The following is a 24,939-nucleotide window of genomic DNA, read 5'->3' as shown; positions in this document are numbered from 1 at the left end:
GCCGCAACACAGGTGTCACGTCATGCATGTCGCGCCACACGTGCCGGGTCACGGGTGCCACGACACACATGACGCATCACGGACCGTCGAGCCCGCCGCGCCACCCGCCACCCGCACGCAGCACCCGCACCCCGCACGCAGCACCCCGCCCCGCCCCGCCCCGCCCACCACACCAGCCCCCCGACCCCGGAGGCAGCAGATGACCACCCCCGCCCCCGCCGCCTTCGAGGAGGCCGGGCAGCAGCTGGCCCGCCAACTCGCCGAACGCGCCACCGCCGACGCGGCCCCCGCCCCGGCGGTCGCCGTGCTCGGCGGCACCGACCTGCTGCGCCCCGAAGCCGCCGACGCGGCCCGGCTGCGGGCCGGCGCGACCGTGCACCTCACCTCGCAGAGCGTCCTGATCGGCCCCTGGGGCGGCGACCCCGACGCCGTGCGGGCCTGCGGTACCTGCCTGGCGATGCGCTGGCAGCGCCTGCGCAGCCGTACCGAGCGCGAGGCCCTGGAGACCGGCGGCACCGCCACACTGTCCGGCGCCGGCCTGCCTCCGCTGCCGGACCACGCCGTCGACGCCGTCTGGGCCCTGCACCGCCTCACCACCGTTCCGGGGCGCCGCGCCACCGACCTGCCCCAGGTCTCCCGGCTCGACCTGGAGACCCTCCAGGTGCGCACCGTCCCGCTGCTGGCCGAGCCGCTCTGCCCGTCCTGCGTCGCCGAGACCCCGCCGACTCCGCCGACCCCGCCGGAGGCAGGGGCAGGGGCAGGGACAGGGGCAGGGACAGGAACGGAGTCCGTCCTGCCGCTCGTCTCGCGTCCCCGGCCGTTCCCCGGCAGCCGGCGGCTGCGTTCCGCCGACTCGTACCCGCTGCCCGAGGCGGCGCTCGCCAATCCGGTCTGCGGGGTGCTCGGTGCGGGCACCTGGTCCGACGTCGGCTCGCCCACCACCGCGCCCGTCGCCGGGACGGTCTTCATGCGGGGGTACGCGGGGCTCACCGACGTCACCTGGAGCGGCCAGGCCAACTCCTTCCGCCGCAGCCGCGCGCTGGCCTTCCTGGAGGGCCTCGAACGGTACGCGGGCACCCACCGCCGCGACCCCGCGCCGCTGCTGGTCGACTCCTACCGCAACCTGGGCGCCGCCGCCCTCGACCCGCGCACCTGCGGCCTGTACGCGCCGCGCACCTACCGCGAGGACCCGATGCTCGCCCCGTTCGACCCCGACCGGCCGATCCCCTGGGTCGAGGGCTGGTCGCTCCGCGACGAGGCACCCGTGCTGGTCCCGGCCCGGCTCTGCTACTACAGCGCCGGAACGGCCGCCGACAACTTCGTCTTCGAGTGCTCCAACGGCTGCGCCACCGGCAGCTGCCCGGAGGAGGCGATCCTGTACGGCCTGCTCGAACTGATCGAGCGGGACGCCTTCCTGCTCGGCTGGTACGGCAACGCCCAGCTGCCGGAGATCGACCTGACCGCCGGCTCCGGCTCCGGCTCCGGCTCCGGCCCGGGCGCGGGCTCCGGCCCCGGCCCCGCGCTGCGCGGGATGCTCGACCGGGCCGCCCTGCTCGGCTACGACGTGCACGCCTTCGACAACCGGATCGACCTGTCCGTCCCGGTGGTCACCGCGCTCGCCGTCCGCCGCGACGGCGGCCCCGGCACGCTGGCCTTCGCCGCCGCCGCCGGACTCGACCCCGCGGACACCATCGAATCGGCCGTCTCCGAGATCCTCACCTACATCCCGCACCTGCCCGGCCAGGTCCGCGAACGCCCGGCCGAACTCGCCGCGATGGCCGAGGACTTCGACCTGGTCCGCCGGCTCCCCGACCACGCCGCGCTGTTCGGCCTGCCGCAGATGGCCCGGCACGCCCGCAGCTACCTGGAGCCCGCCGCCCCCGCCCGCCCCGCCGCCGAGCTCTACGCCGACTGGGACCGCGACTGCCCGCGCGGCCCGGACCTGCTGGACGACCTGCTGTTCTGCCGCGACCAGCTGACCGGCGCCGGGTACGACGTGATCGCCGTCGACCAGACCACCCCCGAACAGCGCGCCCTCGGCCTGCACACCGTCTGCACCATCGTCCCCGGCCTGCTGCCCATCGACTTCGGCTGGACCCGCCAGCGCGCCCTGCACCTGCCCCGGCTGCGCACCGCGCTGCGCCGCGGCGGCCTGCGCGACACCGACCTGTCCGACGCCGAACTCCGCCTGGTGCCCCACCCGTTCCCGTGATCCCCGCACCACCCGCGACCGGCGGCCCGTAACCCACGACCCGAGACCGGTGACCCACGACCCACGACCGAGACCGGCGGCCATCGGCCGCCGGTCAGCGTCCGGCAGCCGACGCCCGGCAGTCCCACCCACGGCCGGCGGCCCCCCGTCCGGAGGGACGGGGGGCCGCCGACACGCTGCCCGGGGGCTGACCGCAGGGTCAGGCGGTGCAGCTGGTGGTGGAGGTGGTGCTGGAACAGGTGCTGGTGCTCGAGCAACTGGTGGACGAGCCCAGCATGACCTCGCTGGTGTCCGAGTAGTCGCTGATCTCGAAGGTCTCCGACTCGAGGTTCAGGATCTCCTGGGCGAGCGAGGCGAGCGAAGTGTCAGCCATGTCACTTCTCCTTCCGGTGCGGGGCGGACGGCGCGGCCACGGCGGCCGGACCGGCGGTGATCGGATCGGTGGACCTGCTTCAACGTCCCCCGTTCACAAGACAGTTCTATCGACCGGCGCTGGCGGCACCGGCCGCACCGCACTGACAACCCACTGACACCCCGGCCCCCGCCCGAGAACCCCCACCCCCGAACCCCCACCCCCGAACCCGCTCCGACCAGCCCCGACCCGACCAGCCCGACGAGGAGCCCACCCGATGAGCACCGCCGAAGCCCTTCCCGCGCCCGTCCCCGAACCCACCCCCACCTCCGCCCCCGTCCCCGTCCCCACGCCCGCCGAACTCGCCCGGGCCGCCGAGCTCTACCTCGACCTGCATCGCCACCCGGAGCTGTCCGGCGCCGAGGAGCGCACCGCCGCCCGCTTCGCCGCCCCGCTCGCCGAGGCCGGCTACCGGGTCGCCACGGGCATCGGCGGCCACGGCGTGGCGGCCGTCCTGCGCAACGGCCCGGGGCCGGTGGTGATGCTCCGCGCCGAGCTGGACGCCCTCCCGGTGGCCGAGCGCACCGGCCTGCCCTACGCGAGCACCGCGACCGGGCGGACGGCCGACGGGCGGTGCGTCCCGGTGATGCACGCCTGCGGCCACGACGTGCACCTCGCCTGCGCGGTCGGGGCCGCGGCCGCGCTGGCCGGGAGCCGCGCGCAGTGGCGCGGCACCGTGCTGGTGGTCGGCCAGCCCGCGGAGGAGACCCTCGCCGGGGCCCGGGCGATGCTGGAGGCCGGCCTCTACCGGCGCTTCGAGCCGCCCTCGGTGGTCCTGGCCCAGCACACCGCCCCGCTGCCCGCGGGGATGGTGGCGCACGGCCGGGGCCCGGTGACGGCGGGCAGTCGGACGCTGCGGGTGGTGATCCACGGCCGGGGCGGGCACGCGGGGACGCCGCACCTGGCGGTCGACCCGGTGCTGGCCGCCGCCGCGGTGGTGCTGCGGATCCAGTCGATCGTAGCCCGGGAGACCTCCCCGGCCGAGCAACTGGTGGTCACCGTGGGCTCGGTGGAGGCGGGGGAGGAGGGCAACGTCATCCCGGAGCGGGCGGTGCTGCGGCTGACCGTCCGGGCCTTCACCGAGGCCGCCCTGGAACGGGCCGTCGGCGCGGTGCGGCGGATCGTCCGGGCCGAGGCGCAGGCCTCCGACTGTCCGCGCGAACCGGAGATCGAGGAGCTGTCCCGTTCCGGCCCGCACACCCCGGACCCGGCCCTCACTGATCAACTGCGCACCGTCCACCGGGAGTTGTTCGGCCCGCAGCGCGTCGCCGAGTGGCCCCCGGCACCGGCCACCGAGGACTTCCCGCTGTTCGGGCCGGACGGGGTCCACCTGCACGGCGTTCCCGGCATCCGCACCGCCTACTGGATGCTCGGCACGGTCGGCCCCGAGCAGTGGGCCGCCGCCCCGGGCACCGGCGCCACCGAGAAGCTCGCCGCCCTCCCGGCCAACCACTCCCCGCTGTTCCGCCCGCACGTCGGCACCACCCTGCGCACCGGCATCGCCGCCCTGCACGCCGCGTCCCTCGCCGCGCTCGCCCGCCCCTGAACGGGAGGCCCCCGAGCGGGAGCCCTATGCGGGGAGGCCCCTGAACGGCGGCCCGGACGGCCGAGCCGGGCGCCCACTCCCCTCCCTCCCTCCCTCCCGCACGCCACCGCAAGGGCGGCGCCGACCGCGCGCAGCGCTTCGGGCCCGTCCGGCCCCCTGGCGTTTCGGCGCCGCGGCACTAACATGAGTCCTCCTCGCATTAGCTTCCGTGTCAGCCCCCGCACTCGCCGACCGCCAGGAGACCGCCATGCCGGACCGCCACGACCTGCCCGCCGGATTCCGCTGGGGCGTCTCCACCGCCGCCTACCAGGTCGAGGGCGCGGTCGACCAGGACGGCCGCGGCCCGTCGATCTGGGACACCTTCTGCGAACGCCCCGGCGCGGTGAAGGACGGCGACAGCGGCCGCACCGCCTGCGACCACTACCACCGCTGGCCCGAGGACATCGCCCTGATGCGCGAACTCGGCCTGGACACCTACCGGTTCTCGCTCGCCTGGACACGCGTCCAGCCCACCGGCCGCGGCCCCGCCAACCCGGCCGGGCTCGACTTCTACGAGCGCCTGGTCGACGGCCTGCTCGAGGCCGGGATCACCCCGCTGCCCACCCTCTTCCACTGGGACCTCCCGCAGGCCCTGGAGGACGAGGGCGGTTGGCTGCACCGCGACACCGCCCACCGCTTCGCCGAGTACGCCGTGCTGGCCGCCGACCGCCTCGGCGACCGCGTCCCGGCCTGGATCACCCTCAACGAGCCCTTCGTGCACATGGTGTACGGCTACGCCCTCGGCATCCACGCCCCGGGCCGCGCCCTGATGCTGGACGCCCTGCCCGCCGCCCACCACCAGCTCCTCGGCCACGGCCTGGCCGCCGCCGAACTGCGCAGCCGCGGCCGCGAGGTCCTGATCGCCAACAACCTCACCCCCGTCCGCCCGGCCAGTGCCGACCCGGCCGACCTCGCCGCCGCCGACGCCTACGACGCCCTGCACAACCGGCTGTTCACCGACCCGCTCCTGCTCGGTCGCTATCCGGACCTTTCCGCGTACGGCGTCGGACCGGACCTGCACGGCGCCGTCCGGGACGGCGACCTCGCCCTGATCTCCTGGGCCGGCCTGGACGGACTCGGCGTCAACTACTACAACCCCACCCGCATCGCCGCCCCCACCGACTCCGACCCCCTCCTCCCCTTCGCCGAAGCCCCGATCGAAGGCGTCCCGCACACCCACTTCGGCTGGCCCGTCGTCCCCGAGGGCCTCACCGAGCTCCTCCTCACCCTGCGCGAGCGCTACGGCGCCGCCCTCCCCCCGATCACCGTCACCGAGAACGGCTGCTCCACCGACGCCACCCTCGACGACACCCCCCGCACCCACTACCTCGCCACCCACCTCGACGCCCTCGCCCGCGCCACCGCCGCGGGCATCGACGTCCGCGGCTACTGCACCTGGTCCCTCCTCGACAACTTCGAATGGGCCGAGGGCTACAGCCAGCGCTTCGGCCTGGTCCACGTCGACTTCGCCACCCAGCAGCGGACCCCGAAAGCATCGTTCGGCTGGTACCGCGACCTGATCAGTGCCCACCGTGCTTGTCATTCGGGGTAATTGGCCGCTGGACTTTGGAGAACGTGCGGCCTTCTGGTGTCGTTCGAGGGGCTGTCTGAACGGAGTGGCCCGGCGCATTTGAGCAATGGCTGGTAAGCAAATGGCAGGGCGTTCGGTAAGTCCACAGCCCATCGCCAGTGGTTCATCCACGGGCCGCTCGCATGGGGAGGAGCCGCCTTGTGTCTCCGTGGGTAAAATCGCACACCCGGCACCTACCGTCGTATGGTGCCGCCGTCCTCCTTCGCCGTTCCGCGCACATTTTCGTGGCCTGAGCCGCACCCCCGCCCCAACTCCACCCCGGGCTGTGCCTGCAAGGCAGAAGTCATCTTTCTAGCGTCAACCAAGCTGAACTTTCAGGAGTTGGTGCCTTCGGAGGGGGGTTTTCGCCCGGGAGACTGGGTCGACCGGGTAGCCCCGGCCGACCCAAGCCCCTGTCTGCGAGCCACGTTGCCGCTCCCAGGATGGAGGCCGTCATTCTCACCTCACCCGTACCCCTGGTCCGCGCGCTTCGACAACCTCCGAGCCACCCGCGACAAACACCAGCACCGCCATAGCGCCGACGACGGATACCCTCGGCCCTGCGGCCAGGGAGCTGCCGAGACCAGGAACAAGCGGCCTGTGGCTACGACTTGGTTCTGGGAGCGGCACACGCGCCGTCCGAGGCCTGCACTGCCAACACGGGGTTGCCGCCCCGGCCTTCGCCAACCCGGCCACGCGGGCAGTTCCTCGACCAGGCGCGATGGCGAATGACTGCTGGTCCGACGGCTACCAGCAATCCTTTGGGGTGCTTGCATCGGAGATCTGATGCGGGACCTCACTGATCAAGGAACGCCTCTGTCACGCGCAGGCGCCACTTCGGCGGGCCGGCCGCGTTCACTCGTTCCTCGATGAGTTTGCCTTCGGACACCAGGCGCTTCGCGTAGGTCTGCCACTTGTCGCCGTGCTCGCGCGTCCACTTGAACCGGACATCCTCGTCCGGGGGGCTGTACTGTCGATCCACGACAATCGGTGCCCGGGCGTTGGCGATCTTCTCCCGGAAGAAGGCCTCGATGGCGCTTTCATCAACGGGCTCCTCGGGCAGTCCGAGCAGTTCCCTGATCCGTCGGGGAGTGCTCGCCAGTCCGCCTTGAGTGAAGAGTTCATCTACCTGACTATGAGAATCGTCCAGTAGTGGGTTGCCGGACGTCCGGGACAGGTCCAACTGTTCGATTCGACTGCTGGTCAGTCGGACCTTAACGCCCGGCCCGACGACCAGGTATTTTACCTGGACCTGGTCGAGTGTCACTGTCCCAGAACCATTCAATTCAAGCCTGTCGACCACAATCCGGCTCACCGTTCTCGTGTTCTGTGCCGTTCCGTGAACCCTCGCCCACAGCTCTCCGAGGCTGGCCATTGCCGATTGGCACTCGCGGGGCGACGGGGCCGAACTCACCCGATCCTGAAGCGCTGTGATCAGCGCGATCAATGTCTCTCCTCGGGCCGCTGGCCACATTGAGGCGATCAGCTGCGCACACAGAGTAGAGATGGCCACGTCGGCCAGGAGCGCCAATGCCTGAGGGAAAGGCAACCGGACGACCTGTCTGGCAAGGAAGTGCTCGGCAACCGCGAGGTGGGTGAAGCTGAAGGAGAGCTCATGCTCCGACCAGTCGGCGCTCATGCCACACAGCGCTACGAGTCGACGTCGCTCCTTTTCGCTGAGGTCCTTTCCCAACGCATACTCTGCTGCGTCTACAAGGTCTGACTCGGAGACCTCCGCGCTCACATTGCGAGCGGTCAGCTCCGCGACCTCGCAGAAGATCTCCGAGAGCTCTTCGTGAGTGAAGAGCGAACTGCCTTGGAGGTCCGTTAGCTTGCTCAACTCGCGTTGGAGGTAAGTATCTACCACGAAGCGCAAAAAGTCGCCTGAACGGTCATCCTGTTTCCAGGCGGCGTAGGCGAGACAAAAGAATGGTGTGGTCAACAGCTGTCGGACGGCCGGGGCTTCCTCCGTGGCTGTCGCATCGATCGAAAGGTTCTCCATGAGTTCGGTCAACTGTGACCGCCGCCATGGTTGCAACTTCATCGTCGTTAGCCGGTGCTGAGACTCTTTGGTTGGGTGCTCTGTCAGGCTTTTCCAGAGTCGTGCCTCTGAGTAACTTGCCCGTGCGGAAAGAATGACAGCTCCTCGATTGCGAAGCTGGTCGAGGATTGGTTGGAGGCCCGACAACGGATCGTCATAGGATCGGAAACCCAGCATCTCGTCAAAGCCGTCGATCACCAGTATTGCCAGGCCAGCTCGGCATAGGGCTAGTACTGGTTCTCGGTCCAGGATACGTGTGCCGGCGACCCGTTCAGTGATTAGCTTGTCGAGACTGGTTGCGCTGGACCTGCTCGAGGAAATGTAGATTGCCACAGGGGCAAGGCCAGCGTTGGCGGCCAGTGAATCCCGTGCAAACTGGAGCAGGCTGTGCGTCTTTCCAGCCCCTGCCTCGCCGGTCAGAGTGATGAGGTTCGTACTGCCGCGGTAGGAGTGGATGCCTTCTGTGACCTCTGCGCAGGCTGCGGTGATGGTCAGGTCAGTTCGAGGGCCCTGGTAGTCATCGTCAAACTGCACCAGCGTTGGCACATGGGTAACGCGCTGCTGGAGGTTGGGGAACAACTCTCGGCTGATCTGCTTCTCAGCGGAGACTTGTTCCTCCAGTTCCTCGAGTAGCCGCCGCTTGAGCAGGGGCCAGTTGCAGACGTCCGCGAGGAATTCCTTGTACGGTCTCAGCCCCGACTCCGTTACCCACATCCTGGCGTGGTCGGAGCCGATGACGAATCGGTCGACTCGCGGGACCGGGCCGTCTGAGCTGCGTCGATCCCAACGCACCGCGATCGGTTCGGGTGGCGACACCAGAACGTAGACGGAGTCGCGCTCGGCGAAGCCCTTGAGGTCTCGCTCGATGTCCTGCGCGAAGTCGTCGAGTAGGCGGTCGCCGCGGTTGAAGTTCAACTTCTTCAGTGCATCCACGACGTCGGCGTCGGTCACATCGACTGCTTCGGTCCGGCGGGGCCAGTAGGTCGCAGCTGTCCCGGAGAACGAGTGCAGCGCGGCGAGTTCGCCGTCGACCGTCCGAAAGTACGGCGCCAAGTCGGCTACGTGGCCGTGTTCGTAGATGCGCACAATGCGTTCGGCATTGTCGGTCACGACCTTGTGCAGTGCCGCGTGGTCGATGTTCTCCGGAGCCGGACCGCCATGGCACACCCGGTTGCGCACCAGCCTGATCGACAGCTCTGGCTCCGACACCACGGTGCTCTTGATGCTGTCAGCGACTGCTGTAGCGTCCGTGCGACACTCGGCGCATCCCAGTTTCGCGCTCTGCTTCTTGCTGTAATCCGCCCACGACTCGAGCGAGCCGGGTGTGCTGAACTTGCTTGGCTCATCGTCCGCAGCGGCGCATACCAGTCCCAGGACGCGGAGTTGGTACTCCACATGGACCAACGCACTGAACGCTTCCTGTGACAGCTTGGGTGCCGCGACGAGGTCCGCGATGGTCACATCCACTCCAGAGTATGCAGACAGGCGGGAAGGTCGAGAACACTACCAATCAGGTGGCCGCTGGTCTGTCAAATTACCTGGGCTGTCGTCACCGGTGGGAGCTGCCCTCGTGCCGGTCGCGATGCGGCCGGTGGACAGAGGTCGTCTGCCTGCTCTCGCAATCGGATGCCAGCTTGACTTGAACGCAGAGGCGCGCTCCGAAGGCATCGTTCGGCTGGTACCGCGACCTGATTGCCGCTCACCGGGCGAAGTCGGCTGCCCGGTAGCGGTCGCCCACCGGTGCCGGTGCGGTCCGTCGGCCGACTGCCCGGAGAGCGGCCGGCGCGCCGACCGTGCTCAGGCCCGGAACCGCATCCCCTTCGGCGGGTCGGCCGGGTACCAGCGCTTGCGGTCGATCGGGACCGGCCACCGGACCGGGCGGCCCGAGGCCGTCCGGCGCCCGATGGAGTGTGATCGTCATCATTGGTGATCACCGGACGGTCGCGCCGGTCGCGGTGGCACCCCGGCCCCCGGACGGCCCGGCGCGTGAGGTGGTGGGGGTGCGTCAGAATGGCCCCGGTCGAGTGTCGAGGGTCCGTCGAGGTGGCGGGGTCCGACCGGCCCGCGCACCTGACGGCCGGGCGCGGGGGGTGCTTACCGCCCACCTCTTTCCGGACCGGGCCGTCCCGGCAGCGGAGTCGACGACACATGGCCATGGACGACGAGATCACCACCGAGCTGAGCACGCGGTACCTCGATCTGCTCGCGGAGGTGTCCGGCACCGGCCGCACGCCGCGCCGCGCCGAGCTGGAGGCCCTCCGGAGCCTGGGCGAGCGCGGGGCGGAGGCCGGACACAGCCTGCGCGAACTGGTCACCCGGTGCCTGGGGGCCGGCCGGGACGCCTGGCAGTCCCTCCCCGGTGTCTCCGGTGCCGCGACGGTCAGCGAGCTGCGCCGGGCGGGGGAGGCGGTCCTGGCCGCCGCGGACGCGGCGCTGGCCGCGCTGGGCGAGGGGCACGAGCGGGCGCAGCGGCTGGCGATGCGGCAGGAGGAGGCCGTGCGGCGGGAGTTCATCGACGACCTGCTGTTCGGGCGGAGCGACCTCGGCACGCTCGCCGCCCGGGCCGAGCGGTTCGGCCTGCGGCTGGCCCGGGCGCACGCGGTGGCGGTGGCGGTCGGCCAGGAGCCGTACGACGACGTGCACCCGGTGGTGCGCCGGGTGGAGCGGGAGCTGGTGGGCCGCTTCGGCGAACGGGACGTGCTGCTGGCGACGAAGGAGGGGCGGCTGGTGTGCGTCGCCCCGGACAGCGAACAGGTGGTGCTGGAGGCGTTCGCGCAGCTCGCGCTGCACCCCGGGGCGGGCTACCGGCCGGGGCGGCGGGTGGCCACCGGACGGCGGCACTCCGGCGCCGGCGGGGTGGTGCGCAGCTACGAGGAGGCGCTGGACGCCCTGGACTTCGCGGACCGGCTCGCACTGCCGGCCCCCCTGCTGCGGGCGGAGGAACTGCTGGTCTTCCCGGTGCTGATGCGGGACCGGGCCGCGATGGCGGACCTGGTGCACAGCGTCCTGGGGCCGCTGACCGGCGCCCGCGGCGGTGCCCGGCCGCTCCTGGACACCATCACGGCCCAGGCGGAGAGCGGGTACGTGAACGCGGAGGCCGCCCGCAGGCTCGGGGTGAGCGTGCGGACGCTGTCCTACCGGCTGGAGCGCATCAAGTCCCTGACGGGCTACGACCCGTCGCAGGCGCTGCACCGCTACACCCTGGAGACCGCGGCGATGGGGGCCCGGATGCTGGACTGGCCGAGGCGTCCGCTGTGAGCGGCCGGATCGTGCCCGATCCAGGTGTAAAAGACGCGTAAAGATTGCCGGATCCTGGCAATGTGCCGACCGCGTGCCCGCTGCCACGATCACTGCGGGGCCGGGGGGAACCGGCGCCGGGCGCGAGGCAGGGGGGCGGGGCGGTGCACGGTTTCATCGAGACCGCGTTGGGTTTCCCGACGGCCCTGTTCAGCTTCGCGCTGCTGGTGGTCATCGGGTACTGGGGGCTGGTGCTGCTCGGTGGCCTGGGTGTCGACGTCCTGGACGGGGGACAGGGCGTCGACACCCACGGGGAGGTTCCGGCCCACCCGGGGTGGGACGGGGCGCCGGCCACGGTGGTCGTCTCCCTGCTGGTCTCCATTGCCTGGTTCGTGAGCCTGGCGGGCTCGGCGCTGACCGAGGGGCTGCCGGCCCGCGCCGCCGTGCTCGCCGCCGCCGTCGGCTCGGCCTGGGCCGGGACGAGGGCGCTGGTGCGCCCGCTCGCCCGGCTCTTCCCCCGAGAACGCGCCGCGCGGCGGCACGACTTCGTGGGCCGGATCTGCGTGGTGCGCACCGGCCGGGTCACCGGGGACTTCGGGCAGGCCGAGGTGCGCGCCGAGGACGGGTCGACCGCCGTGGTCCAGGTCCGCTCCCGCGGCGAGGAGCCCGGTCTGACGATCGGCCGCACCGCCCTGGTCTTCGACTACGACCCCGACGGCGAGTTCTTCCTCGTCGCCCCGTTCGATCCGGCGCCCTCCGACCGGTGACCGCGCGCACCGCGCGCCCGTGACCTCCCTTCTTCCAAAGGACCCGTGATGGACACCATCGCTGTGGGCCTCGGCGTGCTCGTGGCCGTCGCCCTGCTCATCGCACTCGCGCTGCTGCTGCTCACCAGCCGCCTGTACCGGAAGGTCGAACAGGGCAAGGCGCTGATCGTCTCCCGGACGCGGAAGGTCGACGTGACCTTCACCGGGGCGATCGTGCTGCCGGTGCTCCACAAGGCGGAGCAGATGGACATCTCGGTGAAGACCATCGAGATCTCCCGCACCGGCCGCGACGGCCTGATCTGCCGGGACAACATCCGCGCCGACATCCGGATCTCGTTCTTCGTCCGGGTCAACAAGACCGTCGAGGACGTGATCAAGGTCGCGCAGGCGATCGGCACCGCCCGGGCCAGCGAGCAGGCCGCGGTGCAGGAGTTCTTCTCCGCCAAGTTCTCCGAGGCCCTCAAGACGGTCGGCAAGCAGATGGACTTCACCGACCTGTACACCCACCGGCACGAGTTCCGCGACCAGATCATCGCGGTGATCGGCACCGACCTGAACGGCTACAGCCTGGAGGACGCGGCGATCGACCACCTGGAGCAGACGCCGCTGGCCGCGCTGGACGCCGGCAACATCCTGGACGCCCAGGGCATCCGCAAGATCACCGAGCTGACCGCGATCGAGCACGTGCGCACCAACGAGTACCGGCGCACCGAGGAGAAGGAGATCACCCGCCAGAACGTGGACGCCCGGGAGGCCGTCCTGGAACTGGAGCGGCGCCAGGCCGACGCCGAGATCCGCCAGCGCCGGGAGATCGAGACGCTGCGGGCCAAGGAGGAGTCGGCGATCGCCCGGGTCCAGGAGGAGGAGCGCCTCGGCGCCCAGTCCGCGTTCATCCGCACCGAGGAGCAGCTGGGCATCCAGCGGGAGAACCAGGCCCGCGAGGTGGCCGTGGCGCAGAAGAACCGCGAGCGGGTCATCGCGGTGGAGACCGAGCGGATCGAGAAGGACCGGCTGCTGGAGGTGGTCGGCCGCGACCGGGAGACCGAACTCGCCCGGATCGCCATGGCGATGGAGGTCGAGGGCGGCAAGCGGGAGGTCGCCGACGTGGTCCGCGAGCGGGTCGCGGTGGACCGCACCGTCGCCGAGCAGGAGGAGTCCATCAAGACGCTGCGCGCCGTGGAGGAGGCGGAGCGGCTGCGCCGGGCGACGGTCATCCAGGCGGAGGCCGAGGCGCAGGAGAAGCTGGTCAAGGACATCAAGGCGGCCGAGGCCGCCGAGCAGGCCGCCGAGCACCGGGCCCGGGAGGCCCGGGTGCTGGCCGAGGCCCGCCGGGACGCCTCCGAGCTCGACGCCCAGGCCAAGGTCCGCCTCGCCGAGGGCGCCCAGGCGGAGGCCGCCGCCGAGGGGCTGGCGCAGGTCCGGGTCCGCGAGCAGGAGGCGGGCGCGATCGAGAAGGTCGGCCGGGCCGAGGCCGCCGTCCTCGGCGAGAAGGCCCGGGCCGCCGCGTGGGAGATCGGCGCGAAGCTCAAGGCCGAGGCCGAGGGGCTCACCGAGAAGGCCGCCGCCATCGCCGCCCTGGACGAGGCCGGCCGCGGCCACGAGGAGTACCGGCTGCGCCTCGCCGCGGAGAAGGACGTCCGGCTGGCCGGGCTCGACGCCCAGCGGCAGATCGCCGAGGCCCAGGCCGCCCTGGTGGCGGCCGGGTTGGAGAAGGCCAACATCGACATCGTCGGCGGCGACACGGTGTTCTTCGACCGCCTGGTGCAGTCGGTGACCGCGGGCAAGGCGGTGGACGCCTTCGTCGCCCACTCCGACACCGCCCGCGCCCTCACCGGCGAGTGGCTGGACGGCAGCCGGCCCTTCACCGAGGACCTCACCCGGGTGCTGTCCTCCTTCTCCGCCGCCGACGTGCAGCACCTCACCGTCTCCGCGCTGCTGATGAAGCTCATCGACTCCGGCGGCGACCAGGCCGGCCCGCTGCGGCAACTGCTCTCCTCCGCGCAGCAGTTGGGCCTCGCCGAGACACCGCTCGCCGCCCTGAACGGCAGCGCGCGGAAGTAGGGCCGGCCCGAAGCGGCAGGCTCGGTACGAAGCGGCAGACCCGGCGCGAAGCCGGCAGGCCCGGTGCGAAGCGGCAGGCCCGGGGAACGCGGGAACGGAACGGCGAGGGAGCACGACTGTGGAGCGGGAGATCGTCGACGCCGACACCTACGAGGTGTTGCGGGCCCGGCTGGCCAGGGCGGCGGCCGACCTGACCGAACGCGCCGAGGCGCTGAACGCGCGCCGCACGGCCGAGTTCGGCGGCGGCGGGCTGACCCTGGCCGGTACCGGCCGGCTCAGCACCGCCCGGCCCGCCCGGCTGCGGGACGCGGTGGCCGTCGGCGCCCTGGTGCTGGTCGGCAGCCTGCCCCAGCCGGGCCCCGCCGAGGCCATCGGCGACGTCCTCGCCCTGTACCGCCCCGACCTCGCCGCCGCGGACGCCGCAGCCCTGCCCGGACTGCTCGAAGCCCCCGGCCCGGCACGGGACTTCGACGAACTGCACCGCTACTTCCGGGACGCCCGGCTCGACCGCCTCCGGCTCGACGAAGGCCGACTGCACGCCGTCTTCCGCACCGGCCCCGCCGAGGGCGACGAGCGGACCCTGCGCTGGCAGCTCGACGACACCGGCCGCGCCCGCTACCTCGACGCGCGCGGCGAACGCGGCCACCCGCGGCCCGACGCGCAGCAGGTCGCCTGGGTTCCGGCCGGCCGGGACGACCACGTCCCCGGCCGCCCGCCCCGGCTGTCGCTCGGTGGCGAACTCCTGCTCGCCACCGAGGGCGGCGTCCTGCGGCTCACCGCCCCCGACGGCCGCGACCTGCACGAGGAACCCCTGGACGAACCGCTCCAGACCCTCGCCGACGCCGAGATCGGCCACGCCCGCACCGACACCCTCCTGCTGGTGCGGATCCGCCCCTACCAGGAGGCGACGGTCCGCCACCTGCTGTGCCACCTGCCCACCGGACGGGTCACCAGGATCGACGCGCTCGGCCAGGCCTGCCTGCGCCTGCCCGGCGACCAGGGCCTGGCCTTCCCCGGCGGCTACGCCCTGGCCGACGGCCGCGTCCGGGTCTTCGACCAGCCCGCGGCCGGGCTGCTCCACGACCGCACCGTCCGCTCGCCCAACGGCGAGGACGTGCTCTACGCCTTCCGCGACCCCGCCGACGGCCGCACCCTGCTGATGCCCTACAACAGCGTCCGCCAGGAAGCCGCCGCCCCCCTGCCCTGCCGCGCCCACGCCCTCCTGGACGACGGCACCCTGCTCCTGTTCGGCGCCACCGACGGGCCCGCCCGCCTGCACCCCGTACAGACCTGGCACACCCCCTTCGCCGACGAACTGCACGCCGCCGCCCGGCCCGTCGGCCACGGCCCGCTGGCCCGGATCGGCAACGCCGACCTGGTCCGCGGCATCGCCGACTGCCTGGCCCTCGCCCGCCAGGCCGCCGCCCCCGCCCCCGGCGCCGACGACTACCGCACCGTCCTCGCCGCCGCCCGGCGCACCGCCGACCGCCACCACTGGCTGGCCGACCCCGACACCGGCGACCTGCACCGGGCCCTGGCCGCGATCCGCGACAGCGCCCGACAGGCCCTCGCCGCCCACGAATCCGTCGCCGGGCTGGCCGCCGACACCGCCCGCACCGTCGAGGCCACCGCCACCCGCACCACCACCCTGCTCCGGCTCACCCGCGGCGAGAGCCCCGCCACCGCCGAGGCCTGGGTCACCGCACTCGCCGAACTGCGCCGGGCCCAGGGCGAGGTGGAGTCCCTCCGGGAACTGCACCACGTCGACACCGACCGGGTCGACCGCCTCGCCGCCGACCTCGCCGACGGCCTCACCGACGCCGCCACCCGCGCCGTCGACCACCTCGCCGCCCCGGACGCCTTCACCCACCAGCGGGACCTGGCCGCCGACCTGGTCGCGCGCTCCGAGGCGCTCACCGCCAGCCCCCAGGCCGAGCCGCTGCACGAGGAGGCCACCGCGCAGACCGCAGCCCTGCAGACCGTCGCCGACCTGGTCACCACCCTCGACCTCGCCGACGCCGCCACCCGCACCGGCATCCTCGACCGCCTCGCCGACGTGCTCGGCCTGCTCAACCGCGCCCGCACCACCCTCACCGCCCGCCGCCGCGCGCTGCGCACCCGGGAGTCGGCCGCCGAGTTCGCCGCCGAGAGCGCCCTGCTCGCCCAGGCCACCGCCGCGGCGCTCGCCGCCGCCGACACCCCGCAGTCCTGCGACGACCAGCTCGCCCGGCTGCTGCTGCGGATCGAACAGCTCGACGCCCGCTTCGCCGACGCGGACCCCGCCCTCGCCGACCGGCTCGCCGCCCGCCGCACCGAGATCCACACCACCCTCACCACCCGCCGCCAGAACCTGGTCGACGAACGCGTCCGACGGGCCGAACGGCTCGCCGCCTCCGCCGACCGCATCCTCGCCGCCCTCCGCCGCCACCTCGCCGCCCTCGACTCCCCCCGGGACATCGACACCGCCCTCGCCTCCGACCCGATGGCCGTCAAGGTCCGCCAACTCGCCGACCAGCTCGGCGAACTGGGCGACCCGGTACGCGCCGACCAGGTCACCACCGCCCTGCGGGCCGCCCGCGACCAGGCCCACCGCTCCCACCGGGACCGCGCCGAACTCTCCGGCGCCGCCCCCGGCACCCTGCGGCTCGGCCGCCACCTGTTCACCGCCGCCCCGCTGCGCCCCGAACTCACCATCGTCCCCCGGCCGGACGGCCCCGTCTTCGCCCTCACCGGCACCGACTACCGCTCCCCGGTCACCGACCCCGCCTTCGCCCGCACCCGCCCGCACTGGGACCAGCGCCTCCCCTCCGAGACGCCCGAGGTGTACCGCGCCGAGTACCTGGCCGCCCGCCTGCTCCTGGACGCCGAACCCGACCGGCTCCCCGCCCTGCACGAAGCCCTCGCCACCGGCCGCCTGCCCGACCTCGTCCGCGAAGCCGCCGAACGGCGCACCGACGAGGGCTACCGGCGCGGCGTCCACGACCACGACGCCACCGCCGTCCTCACCGCCCTGCTGACCCAGTACGCGGCGGCCGACACCCTGCGCCACCCGGCCGCCGCCCGGGCCGCCGCCCAGCTGTTCTGGGCCCACGGCACCGACGAGGGCGCCCGCCACGCCTGGACCGTCCGGTCCCGCTCGCTCGGCCGGGCCCGCGAAGCCTTCGGCTCGGCCCCCGCGCTCGCCGCCCTCGCCGCCGAACTCCAGGCCGAGATCGACCCGTTCGCCACCGCCACCGGCATCCCCGCCGCCCGGGCCGGCCACTACCTGGTCGAGGAACTCGCCCGCACCGCACTCGGCTTCGCCGCCCGACCCGCCACCGCCGCCCTGCTGGAGGAGTTCCACGCCCGGCCGGGCACCCGCGCCCTCGCCGACGCCCTCGCCGCCCTGCCCGCCGACCCCGCCCTGCTGCCCGCCCGCCACCAACTCGCCCACACCTGGCTGCAGTCCTTCACCACCGCCACCGGCCACCCCGCCACCCCCGACGACCTCGCCGAAGCCACCGCCACCCTGCTCACCCCCGACCTGCCCCGCCGCACCCTGCCCACCGACACCGAGACCCGCGTCGAGGACCTGCGCGGCGACCACCCCCGCCTGCGGGACGGCCGCCTCGCCGTCCGCCTCGACGAACTGCTCACCCGCGCCGCCGACTTCCACACCGTCCAGGTCCCCTCCTTCCGCGCCTACCAGCGGCTGCGCGGCGAACTCCTGGAACGCGAACACGCCCGGCTGCGCCTGACGGAGCACCTCCCCGCGCCGCTCAACGGCTTCGTCCGCAACCGCCTCATCGACGAGGTGTACCTGCCGCTGATCGGCGACAACCTCGCCCGCCAGCTCGGCACCGCCGACGGCGCCGCCCGCACCGACCGCAGCGGCCTGCTGCTGCTCCTCTCCCCGCCCGGCTACGGCAAGACCACCCTGGTCGAGTACCTGGCCGAACGGCTCGGCATGCTCCTCGTCACCGTCAGCGGCCCCGCCCTGGGCCACGGGGTGACCTCCCTCGACCCCGCCCAGGCGCCCGACGCGACCTCCCGGCGCGAGATCGAGAAGCTGAACTTCGCCCTGCACGCCGGCAGCAACACCCTGCTGTACGTCGACGACATCCAGCACACCTCGCCCGACTTCCTCCAGCGCTTCATCCCGCTGTGCGACGCCCGGCGCCGGGTGGAAGGCGTCTGGGACGGCCGGCCCCGCGAATGGGACCTGCGCGGCAAGCGCTTCGCCGTGGTGATGGCCGCCAACCCCTACACCGAGTCCGGCCGCAGCTTCCGCGTCCCCGACATGCTCGCCAACCGCGCCGACGTGTGGAACCTCGGCGACGCCGTCACCGGCCGCCACGACCTCTTCGCCCTCAGCTTCATCGAGAACGCCCTCACCGCCAACCCCCACCTCGCCCCGCTGGCCACCGCCGAGCGCGCCGAACTGGACCTGCTGCTGCGCCGCGCCGCCGGGGAGCCCGGGGCCCCGGAGCCGGACCCGGTCCGGCCGCCCGAGGAGAGCGGACGGATCACCGCCGTCCTGTCCCGGCTGCTCGCCGTCCGCGAGACCGTCCTCGCCGTCAACCGGGCCTACGTCGACTCCGCCGCCCAGCACGACCGGGACCGCACCGAACCCCCCTTCCGCCTCCAGGGCTCCTACCGGGACATGAACCGGATCGCCCAACGCGTCGCCCCCGTCATGGACGACGCCGAAGTCCAGGCCCTGATCACCGACCACTACCGGGCCGAGGCCCAGGCACTCGGGCAGGAGGCCGAGGCGCAGCTCCTCAGACTCGCCGAGCTCCGCGGCACCCTCACCACCGCCCAGGCGCGGCGCTGGCAGACGCTCAGGAACACCTTCACCGCCACCCACCGGCCGTGACCGGTGGGTGGCGGTGGCGCCGATCAGGCCGAGCGGCGGCGGAAGAGGGCCCGGATGCCGAGCACCACGGCGACGACGAGGCCTATGACCAGCAGGACGATCAGCAGGATGACGATCAGGACGGCGATGCCGAGCTTCTTGAAGAAGCCGCCCTTCTTCTTCTCCTTGTCCCCGGCGGCGAGGTCCGTGACGGCGGTGGCGGGCGCGTGGGTGATCCGCGGCGCGGCCTGCGGGGCGACCACGTCGGCGGCCCGCTGGACGGCGACGGCCTGCGGACGGCCGGTGCTGCTGCCGGTGCCGGTGCCGGTGCCGTGCTCCGCGGCGGCGGCCGGGCCGCCCGCGGCCAGCAGGGCGGCGAGGGCGAGCGCGGGGAGAGCGGCGGTGATCCTACGCCTGGTCATTTCTCGGTTCCTTCGGATCGTGCGGTTCACCGGCGGGTGCCGGTGTCGAAGCCGGGCCCGGTGTAGTCCGGCCCGGAGAAGTCGGGGCTGCTGTAGTCCGGCCCGGTGAAGTCGGGGCTGGGGAGGCGGGGGCGGAAGGCCGGGGCCCGGCTGCCGGGGGGCGGATCCGCCAGGTGGTCCAGCAAGAACGGCAGCAGGCCGCCCTCCAGCAGTGCGGTCCGCCAGCGCAGACGGGCCTCGACCAGCCGGTCGCCGTCCGCGGTGTCCTGAACCGGCGGCCGTCTGCGGGCCGCCGTGACCGCGAGGACGACCGCGCCGGTCGCCGCACCGGCGACGGCGACCAGGAGGGCGTCCAGCGAGGCGGTGGCGAGGGCGTCGCCCGGCCCGGATGACCCGTCCACCGCGCTGAACAGCAGGCTCAGGAGGAAGAGGACGCCTGCGGTGCCGCCCGCGACGATCGGGACGATCACCGCGAGGACGTCCGCCCAGCCGGGGGAGCGCCCGACGGCCGGCGCCGGGACGCGGGCGGCGGCGGCCGCCCGCAGCCGCGCGTACTCCCGGTACTCCTCGGCCGCGGCCGCCAGGATTCCGGCCCGCGCCGCCCGCGCCAGGACGCGCAGCCGGGCCGCGGCCGGATCGCCGGACGGCAGCAGCCGGGCCAGGGCCTGGCCCACGGCGTACTCGAAATCGGCCAGGTCCTGCTGCGTCAGGCGCGGTCGTTCTTCCATCGTGCTCCCCCGTGTACGGTCGGCTCCCGCCGGGCTCTGCCGTCTCGGCCGTCGCCGCCCCTGCCGAGCGTGACCCCCGCGATCGCCCCGCCGACCCCGGCCGCCCGCGCACCCGCGCCTTGGGCAACTCTTTACCCGTGCTTGAATCTACATCACTGTAGAGACCCGGGGGAAGGCCGTCGCCGAACGACCGTCAACTCGCGTCGTCCGCCCGCCCGCCCGGCCGCCCCGGGCGAGTGACCAAGCCGCGCCGGGCGCCGCTCCGAATCCCGAGGAGGAGACCACCACGGGGCCGCGCCACGACCCCGTCCGGCGGAGGGAGAGCCATGACCGCACCCACGACCCGAACCACCCGGGCCCCCGGGCGGGGGGAGAGCGCCGCCGAGGTGCTCGAACCGGTCCTGCACGAGCTGTTCGCGGGGCCGCCGCCCTTCGCCCTGCGGCTGTGGGACGGCTCGGCCACCGGCCCGGCGGACGGGCCGACGGTGCTGCTGCGCCACCGCCGGGCGCTGCGCAGGCTGCTGTGGCAGCCGGGCGAGCTCGGCCTGGCCGACGCCTGGATCAGCGGGGAAATCGACGTCGACGGCGACCTCGCCGACGCGCTGTCCGCCGTCCGGCGGGCCCTCGCCGGACGGACGGTCGGCCGCCCGGCCCCGCGCAGCTGGCCCGCCCTGCTGTCCGCGGCCGCCCGGCTCGGCGTCGCCGGGCCCCCGCCGCCCCGGCCCGGCGGCCGGGCCAAGGTCCGCGGCGCCCTGCACAGCCGGGGCCGCGACCGGGCGGTGATCAGCCACCACTACGACCTGTCGAACGAGTTCTACGCCCTGCTGCTCGGACCGGCCATGGCCTACTCCTGCGCCTACTACACCCGGGACGACCAGCCCCTGCAGGCCGCGCAGGAAGCCAAGTTCGAGCTGATCTGCCGCAAGCTCGACCTGAGCCCCGGCGCGCGCCTGCTCGACGTCGGCTGCGGCTGGGGCGCGCTCGCCCGGCACGCCGCCCGCCACCACGGCGCCCGCGTCACCGCCGTCACCCTCTCCGCCCGCCAGCACGCCCACGCCCGCACCCTGGCGGCCGAGGCGGGCGTCGCGGACCTGGTCGACGTCCGGCTCTGCGACTACCGGGAGATCCCCGCGGACGCCTACGACGCCGTCAGCTGCGTGGAGATGGGCGAACACGTCGGCCGGGACGAGTACCCCGCCTTCGCCGCCCGCCTGCACGGCCTGCTGCGCCCGGGCGGGCGGCTGCTGGTCCAGCAGATGTCGCGCGGGGCCGTCGCACCCGGCGGCGGCGCGTTCATCGAGGCGTACATCACCCCCGACATGCACATGCGCCCGCTCGGGCAGACCGTCGACCTGATCGAGGCGGCCGGCCTGGAGGTGCTGCACACCGAGGCGATGCGCCCGCACTACGCCCGCACCATCGACGACTGGCGGGCCGAACTGACCCGGCAGCACGATCGCTTCGCCGCCCTGGTCGGCCGCCCCACCGTGCGGCTGTGGCAGCTCTACCTGGCCGGGAGCTCGCTGGCCTTCGCCGAGGGGCGGATGGGCGTCGACCAGATCCTGGCCCGCCGCCCGGGCGGCGGGCAGGAGACCGTCCGGCCCGCCGGGTGGCACTCCGGCTGAGGGACCGTCAACGGCGGGAGCCCGGCGGGCGGGCGTGCGCCCCGCGACCGTCCGCCGGCCCCGGGGGCGACCCGGGGCCGGCGGACGGGATCAGGCGGTGAGGGGGAGGACCAGGAGCGGGGCCGAGGTGGGGTGCGCCGAGCCGCCCGCGGGCTCCTCGGTGACGCCCACACCGTCGGCGCGGCCGATCGTCCCGGCCAGCACGAGGCTGCCGTCGGCCGGGAGCAGACCGGCCGGGCGCATGGTGCCGGCGTCGTCGAACCAGAGCTGGTAGACCCGGCCGTCGGGGAGGGCGGGCAGGCCGGAGGCCCAGAAACCGGCCCGGCCGAGGGCGGGCGACCACACCGTGGTGCCGGTCCCGCCGCCGGTCACCGGGCCGGTGCTGAGGTGGGCGTCCGGGGCGGTGAGCAGGGTGGTGAGGGCGGTCTGCTGCTGCCGCGCCGCCGCCGCGTCCGTCCTGGCCCGCCCGGTCTCCCGGTACTGCTCGACGGCGACCGCGCCCGCGCCGACGGCCAGGGCGAGGCAGGCGGCCAGGACGAACCCCTGTCGGCGCCGCGCGGGACGGCCGCCCGGGCGCGAGCCGGGGACGGGGGCGACCTGCGGGGCGTCCTGCCGGGTGGTGGGCAGCGCCGCGACGACCCGGGCCTTGAGCCGGGGCGGGGGAGCGACGGCTTCGGCGGCGCCGAGCCTGGCGAGCGTCGCGGTGAACTCGGCGACCTCCTGCGCGCAGGACGGGCAGTGCGCCAAGTGGCGTTCGAAGGCGGCGCGTTCGTCGTCGTCGAGGGCGTGCGCGGCGTACGCCCCGGTGAGGGTGTGCAGGTCGGCGGTGTCGTTCATGATCCCACTCCCAGGCAGTCGCGCATGCGGATCAGGGCGTCGCGCATCCGGGTCTTGACGGTGCCGAGCGGCGCGCCGAGGGCCTCGGCGACCTGCGGGTAGGTGTAGCCCCGGTAGTAGGCCAGGGTGAGGGACTCGCGCTGGAGTTCGGTCAGCGTCCGCAGGCACCGGCGGACCTGCTCGCGCTCCAGCCGGCCCTCGACCTGTTCGGCGACCTCGTCGAAGGCCGTCGCGTGGGCGGCGGCCGCGGCGCGCCGGTCGCGGTCGGCCGCGGCCTGGGCGGCCCGGACCCGGTCGACCGCGCGGTGGTGGGCGATGGTCAGCACCCACGGCAGCACGTTCCCGTGCTCCGGCCGGTACCGGGCGGCCGTGCGCCACACCTCCAGCAGCACCTCCTGGGCGACCTCTTCGGACTGCGCGGGATCGCGCAGCACCCGCCGCACCAGCCCGAGCACCGGTCCGGCCACCGCGTCGTAGAGGCGGGAGAACGCGTCCTGGTCGCCGAGGGCGATCCGGCCCATCAGCTCCTGGAGGTCGGGCCCGGGGCGGCCGGGGCCGGAGAGGTGGACGACTGTGCTCACCACGGCGCGACTCCGGGGCGTCGGACGGGGAGTGCCCCCGGGGCGGTGGATGACATGGGTGCCTTCCGTCGGACGGCCGCCCGCGGCGGCCCGTGTGGTGTGCAGCGGCAGGTCGGTGGGGAATCCGCTGGTACCTGCTGTTCGACACCGCGCGGCGCGCGGATTGGTCGCCCCGCGCGCGGGACCAGGACCTCTTCCGGGCGCCCGCGACCGCAGGAGCGGCCGGACGGGGGACGGGCGGCCCCGGCCGCGGCGGCGCCCGCCGTCACCCGATCGGGCGAGTCGGATCGTCCGACCAATCCGGCCCCGTCCATGCGCCGAACGGGGGATGTGACCAAGCAACCGACTCCTCCCGCCACCGCCGCGCGCCGCGGCCGACTGCGGTCCGGCCTGACCCGGGCGGCCGGCGCCGCCGCCGTCGGGATCGCCTCCGCGGTGGCGGCGCTGGGCGCGGGCGAGCTGGTCGCCTGGGCCACCGGGGCGGGCACCGCGCCGGTGATCGCGGTGGGGTCGGCGGCGATCGACCTGACGCCGACGCCGCTGAAGGAGTACGCGGTACGGGAGTTCGGCACCCACGACAAGGCGGTGCTGCTGGGCGGGATCTACCTGACGATGGCGCTGCTCGCCGCGCTGGCCGGTCTGCTGGCCGTGCGCCGCCCGCTCGCCGGGGCCGCGGTCTTCGCCGCGTTCGGCGGCCTCGGCGCCTGGGCCGCGCTGTCGCGCCCCGGCGCGAGCGCCGCCGACTGCGCGCCGTCGCTGGCCGCCGCGTTGGCGGGTTCGGCCGCCGTCCCGTGCTGGCCCGGCTGTGGCGCCGGGCGTCGGCCCGGCCGCCGGGCCCTGCCCGGTCCCGGCCCCGGCCCAGGCGGCCGGGGAACCGGAGCCGTCCGCGCCCGCCGCGAACGTCCCGGAGGCTCCGGAGCCCGCTCCCGCCCCGGGCCCGTCGACCAGCCGCCGGACGGTGCTGGCCGCCACCGCCGGGACGTTCGCGGCGGGCGCGCTGGCCGGAGTCGGCGGACGCCTGCTGACCGACCGCCGGTTCGACGTCACCGCCGCCCGCGACGCCGTCCGCCTCCCGGCACCGGCCGACCCGCTGCCCGCGCTGCCCGCCGCCGTGCACCCGAACGTCCCCGGCCTGCCGCCGTTCACCACGCCGAACGCCGACTTCTACCGGGTCGACACCGCACTCACGATCCCCCGGATCGACCCCCGCGACTGGACGCTGCGCATCCACGGCCTGGTCGACCGCCCGCAGCTGCTCACCTTCGACGAGCTGCTGCGGGAGCCGCTGGAGGAGCTGGACCACACGCTGTCCTGCGTCTCCAACGAGGTCGGCGGCCCCTACGTCGGCACCACCCGCTGGCTCGGCGCCGCGCTGCCCGCGCTGCTGCGCCGCGCCGGAGTCCGGTCCGGGGCCGACCAGTTGGTGGGGCGCTCGAAGGACGGCATGACCATCGGCACCCCGCTGGAGTCCGTCCTGGACGGCCGCCGGGCGCTGCTCGCGGTCGCCATGAACGGCGAGGCGCTGCCGCTCGCGCACGGCTTCCCGTGCCGCACGGTCGTGCCCGGCTTCTACGGCTACACCTCCGCCACCAAGTGGCTGGTCGATCTGGAGGTCACCACCTTCACCGCCTTCGACCCGTACTGGGTGCAGCGCGGCTGGGACCGCACCGGCACCGTCCGCACCGCCTCCCGGATCGAGGTCCCCGCGCCGTTCGCCAAGGTCCCCGCCGGGGACGTGGACGTCGCGGGAACCGCCTGGGCGACCCACCGGGGCGTCGCCGCCGTCGAGCTGCGGATCGACGGCGGGCCCTGGCGGCAGGCCGAGTTGGCCGCCGACGCCGGGCCCGACCTGTGGCGCCAGTGGTCCTACCGCTGGCCCGGCGCCCCGCCCGGCACGCACCGCATCGAGGTGCGCTCCACCGACGCCACCGGGGCGGTGCAGCCCGAGAGCCGCGCCACCCCCTTCCCCGCCGGGGCGACGGGCTGGCACAGCACCGTCGTCATCGTCACCTGAACCGTCAACC

At 74.1% G+C, this 24,939-nt stretch carries 15 protein-coding genes and 1 pseudogene; 9 read left to right on the top strand and 7 right to left on the bottom strand.

Features of this window, described 5'->3' with window-relative positions; genetic code table 11:
- Window positions 1–199 precede the first annotated feature (199 nt).
- On the top strand, window positions 200–2,212 hold the full coding sequence (locus HUT16_RS03130) for a TOMM precursor leader peptide-binding protein (RefSeq protein WP_176185234.1): 2,013 nt from the start codon (window positions 200–202) through the stop codon (window positions 2,210–2,212).
- A 199-nt stretch (window positions 2,213–2,411) separates the two neighbouring features.
- Here HUT16_RS03130 and HUT16_RS03125 read toward each other — a convergent pair whose 3' ends face one another.
- Window positions 2,412–2,585, bottom strand: a complete 174-nt coding sequence (locus HUT16_RS03125; RefSeq protein WP_073810233.1) for a thiazolylpeptide-type bacteriocin — start codon at window positions 2,583–2,585, stop codon at window positions 2,412–2,414.
- 256 nt (window positions 2,586–2,841) lie between these two features.
- Between HUT16_RS03125 and HUT16_RS03120 the strand changes: the two genes are divergently transcribed.
- Both HUT16_RS03120 and HUT16_RS03115 read left to right on the top strand, forming a co-directional pair.
- Window positions 2,842–4,170, top strand: coding sequence for an amidohydrolase (locus HUT16_RS03120; protein ID WP_176185232.1), 1,329 nt, complete (start codon window positions 2,842–2,844; stop codon window positions 4,168–4,170).
- A gap of 247 nt (window positions 4,171–4,417) precedes the next feature.
- Window positions 4,418–5,761, top strand: coding sequence for a GH1 family beta-glucosidase (locus HUT16_RS03115; protein WP_176192454.1), 1,344 nt, complete (start codon window positions 4,418–4,420; stop codon window positions 5,759–5,761).
- Window positions 5,762–6,575: 814 nt separating this feature from the next.
- On the opposite strand, the gene HUT16_RS03110 is transcribed toward HUT16_RS03115, so the two are convergent.
- Window positions 6,576–9,281 (bottom strand): NACHT domain-containing NTPase, encoded by a 2,706-nt coding sequence (locus HUT16_RS03110; protein WP_176185230.1) that lies wholly within the window; start codon window positions 9,279–9,281, stop codon window positions 6,576–6,578.
- Between the two features lie 342 nt (window positions 9,282–9,623).
- Window positions 9,624–9,713, bottom strand: a pseudogene (locus tag HUT16_RS37755) (metal-dependent hydrolase); the annotation flags it as partial.
- Window positions 9,714–9,968: 255 nt separating this feature from the next.
- Here HUT16_RS37755 and HUT16_RS03105 point away from each other — a divergent pair.
- The 4 genes from HUT16_RS03105 (at window position 9,969) to HUT16_RS03090 (ending at window position 18,743) form a co-directional block, all read left to right on the top strand.
- Complete coding sequence (locus HUT16_RS03105; RefSeq protein WP_176185228.1) at window positions 9,969–11,078, top strand: CdaR family transcriptional regulator; 1,110 nt, start codon at window positions 9,969–9,971, stop codon at window positions 11,076–11,078.
- A 143-nt stretch (window positions 11,079–11,221) separates the two neighbouring features.
- Window positions 11,222–11,824 carry a hypothetical protein gene (locus HUT16_RS03100; RefSeq protein ID WP_176185226.1) on the top strand — a complete coding sequence of 201 codons (603 nt, stop codon included), beginning with the start codon at window positions 11,222–11,224 and terminating at the stop codon, window positions 11,822–11,824.
- 48 nt (window positions 11,825–11,872) lie between these two features.
- The gene (locus tag HUT16_RS03095; RefSeq protein WP_176185224.1) at window positions 11,873–13,885 is read left to right on the top strand and encodes an SPFH domain-containing protein; all 2,013 of its coding nucleotides are present in this window, start codon (window positions 11,873–11,875) and stop codon (window positions 13,883–13,885) included.
- A gap of 118 nt (window positions 13,886–14,003) precedes the next feature.
- Entirely contained in the window at window positions 14,004–18,743 is a 4,740-nt protein-coding gene (locus HUT16_RS03090) for a DNA repair ATPase (RefSeq protein ID WP_176185222.1), read from the top strand.
- Between the two features lie 23 nt (window positions 18,744–18,766).
- Here the strand turns inward: HUT16_RS03090 and HUT16_RS03085 are convergent, their stop codons facing one another.
- Both HUT16_RS03085 and HUT16_RS03080 read right to left on the bottom strand, forming a co-directional pair.
- Window positions 18,767–19,144, bottom strand: a complete 378-nt coding sequence (locus HUT16_RS03085; protein WP_176185220.1) for a hypothetical protein — start codon at window positions 19,142–19,144, stop codon at window positions 18,767–18,769.
- A 26-nt stretch (window positions 19,145–19,170) separates the two neighbouring features.
- Window positions 19,171–19,872, bottom strand: coding sequence for a hypothetical protein (locus HUT16_RS03080; RefSeq protein ID WP_176185218.1), 702 nt, complete (start codon window positions 19,870–19,872; stop codon window positions 19,171–19,173).
- A gap of 326 nt (window positions 19,873–20,198) precedes the next feature.
- On the opposite strand from HUT16_RS03080, the gene HUT16_RS03075 reads away from it, so the two are divergent.
- Window positions 20,199–21,497 (top strand): cyclopropane-fatty-acyl-phospholipid synthase family protein, encoded by a 1,299-nt coding sequence (locus HUT16_RS03075; RefSeq protein ID WP_176185216.1) that lies wholly within the window; start codon window positions 20,199–20,201, stop codon window positions 21,495–21,497.
- A 90-nt stretch (window positions 21,498–21,587) separates the two neighbouring features.
- Here HUT16_RS03075 and HUT16_RS03070 read toward each other — a convergent pair whose 3' ends face one another.
- Both HUT16_RS03070 and sigK read right to left on the bottom strand, forming a co-directional pair.
- Window positions 21,588–22,334, bottom strand: coding sequence for an anti-sigma factor (locus HUT16_RS03070; RefSeq protein ID WP_176185214.1), 747 nt, complete (start codon window positions 22,332–22,334; stop codon window positions 21,588–21,590).
- Window positions 22,331–22,915, bottom strand: coding sequence for an ECF RNA polymerase sigma factor SigK (sigK, locus tag HUT16_RS03065; protein WP_176185212.1), 585 nt, complete (start codon window positions 22,913–22,915; stop codon window positions 22,331–22,333). Before sigK ends, HUT16_RS03070 begins: the two co-directional genes overlap by 4 nt.
- Window positions 22,916–23,873: 958 nt before the next feature.
- Between sigK and HUT16_RS03060 the strand changes: the two genes are divergently transcribed.
- Complete coding sequence (locus HUT16_RS03060) at window positions 23,874–24,929, top strand: molybdopterin-dependent oxidoreductase (protein WP_254897609.1); 1,056 nt, start codon at window positions 23,874–23,876, stop codon at window positions 24,927–24,929.
- The last annotated feature ends 10 nt before the right edge of the window (window positions 24,930–24,939 follow it).

This window comes from Kitasatospora sp. NA04385, assembly GCF_013364235.1.
In the GTDB taxonomy this organism is placed as follows: Bacteria; Actinomycetota; Actinomycetes; order Streptomycetales; family Streptomycetaceae; genus Kitasatospora.
Note: the sequence above shows the minus strand (reverse complement) of the source record. Positions and strands in the feature narration are given on the sequence as shown.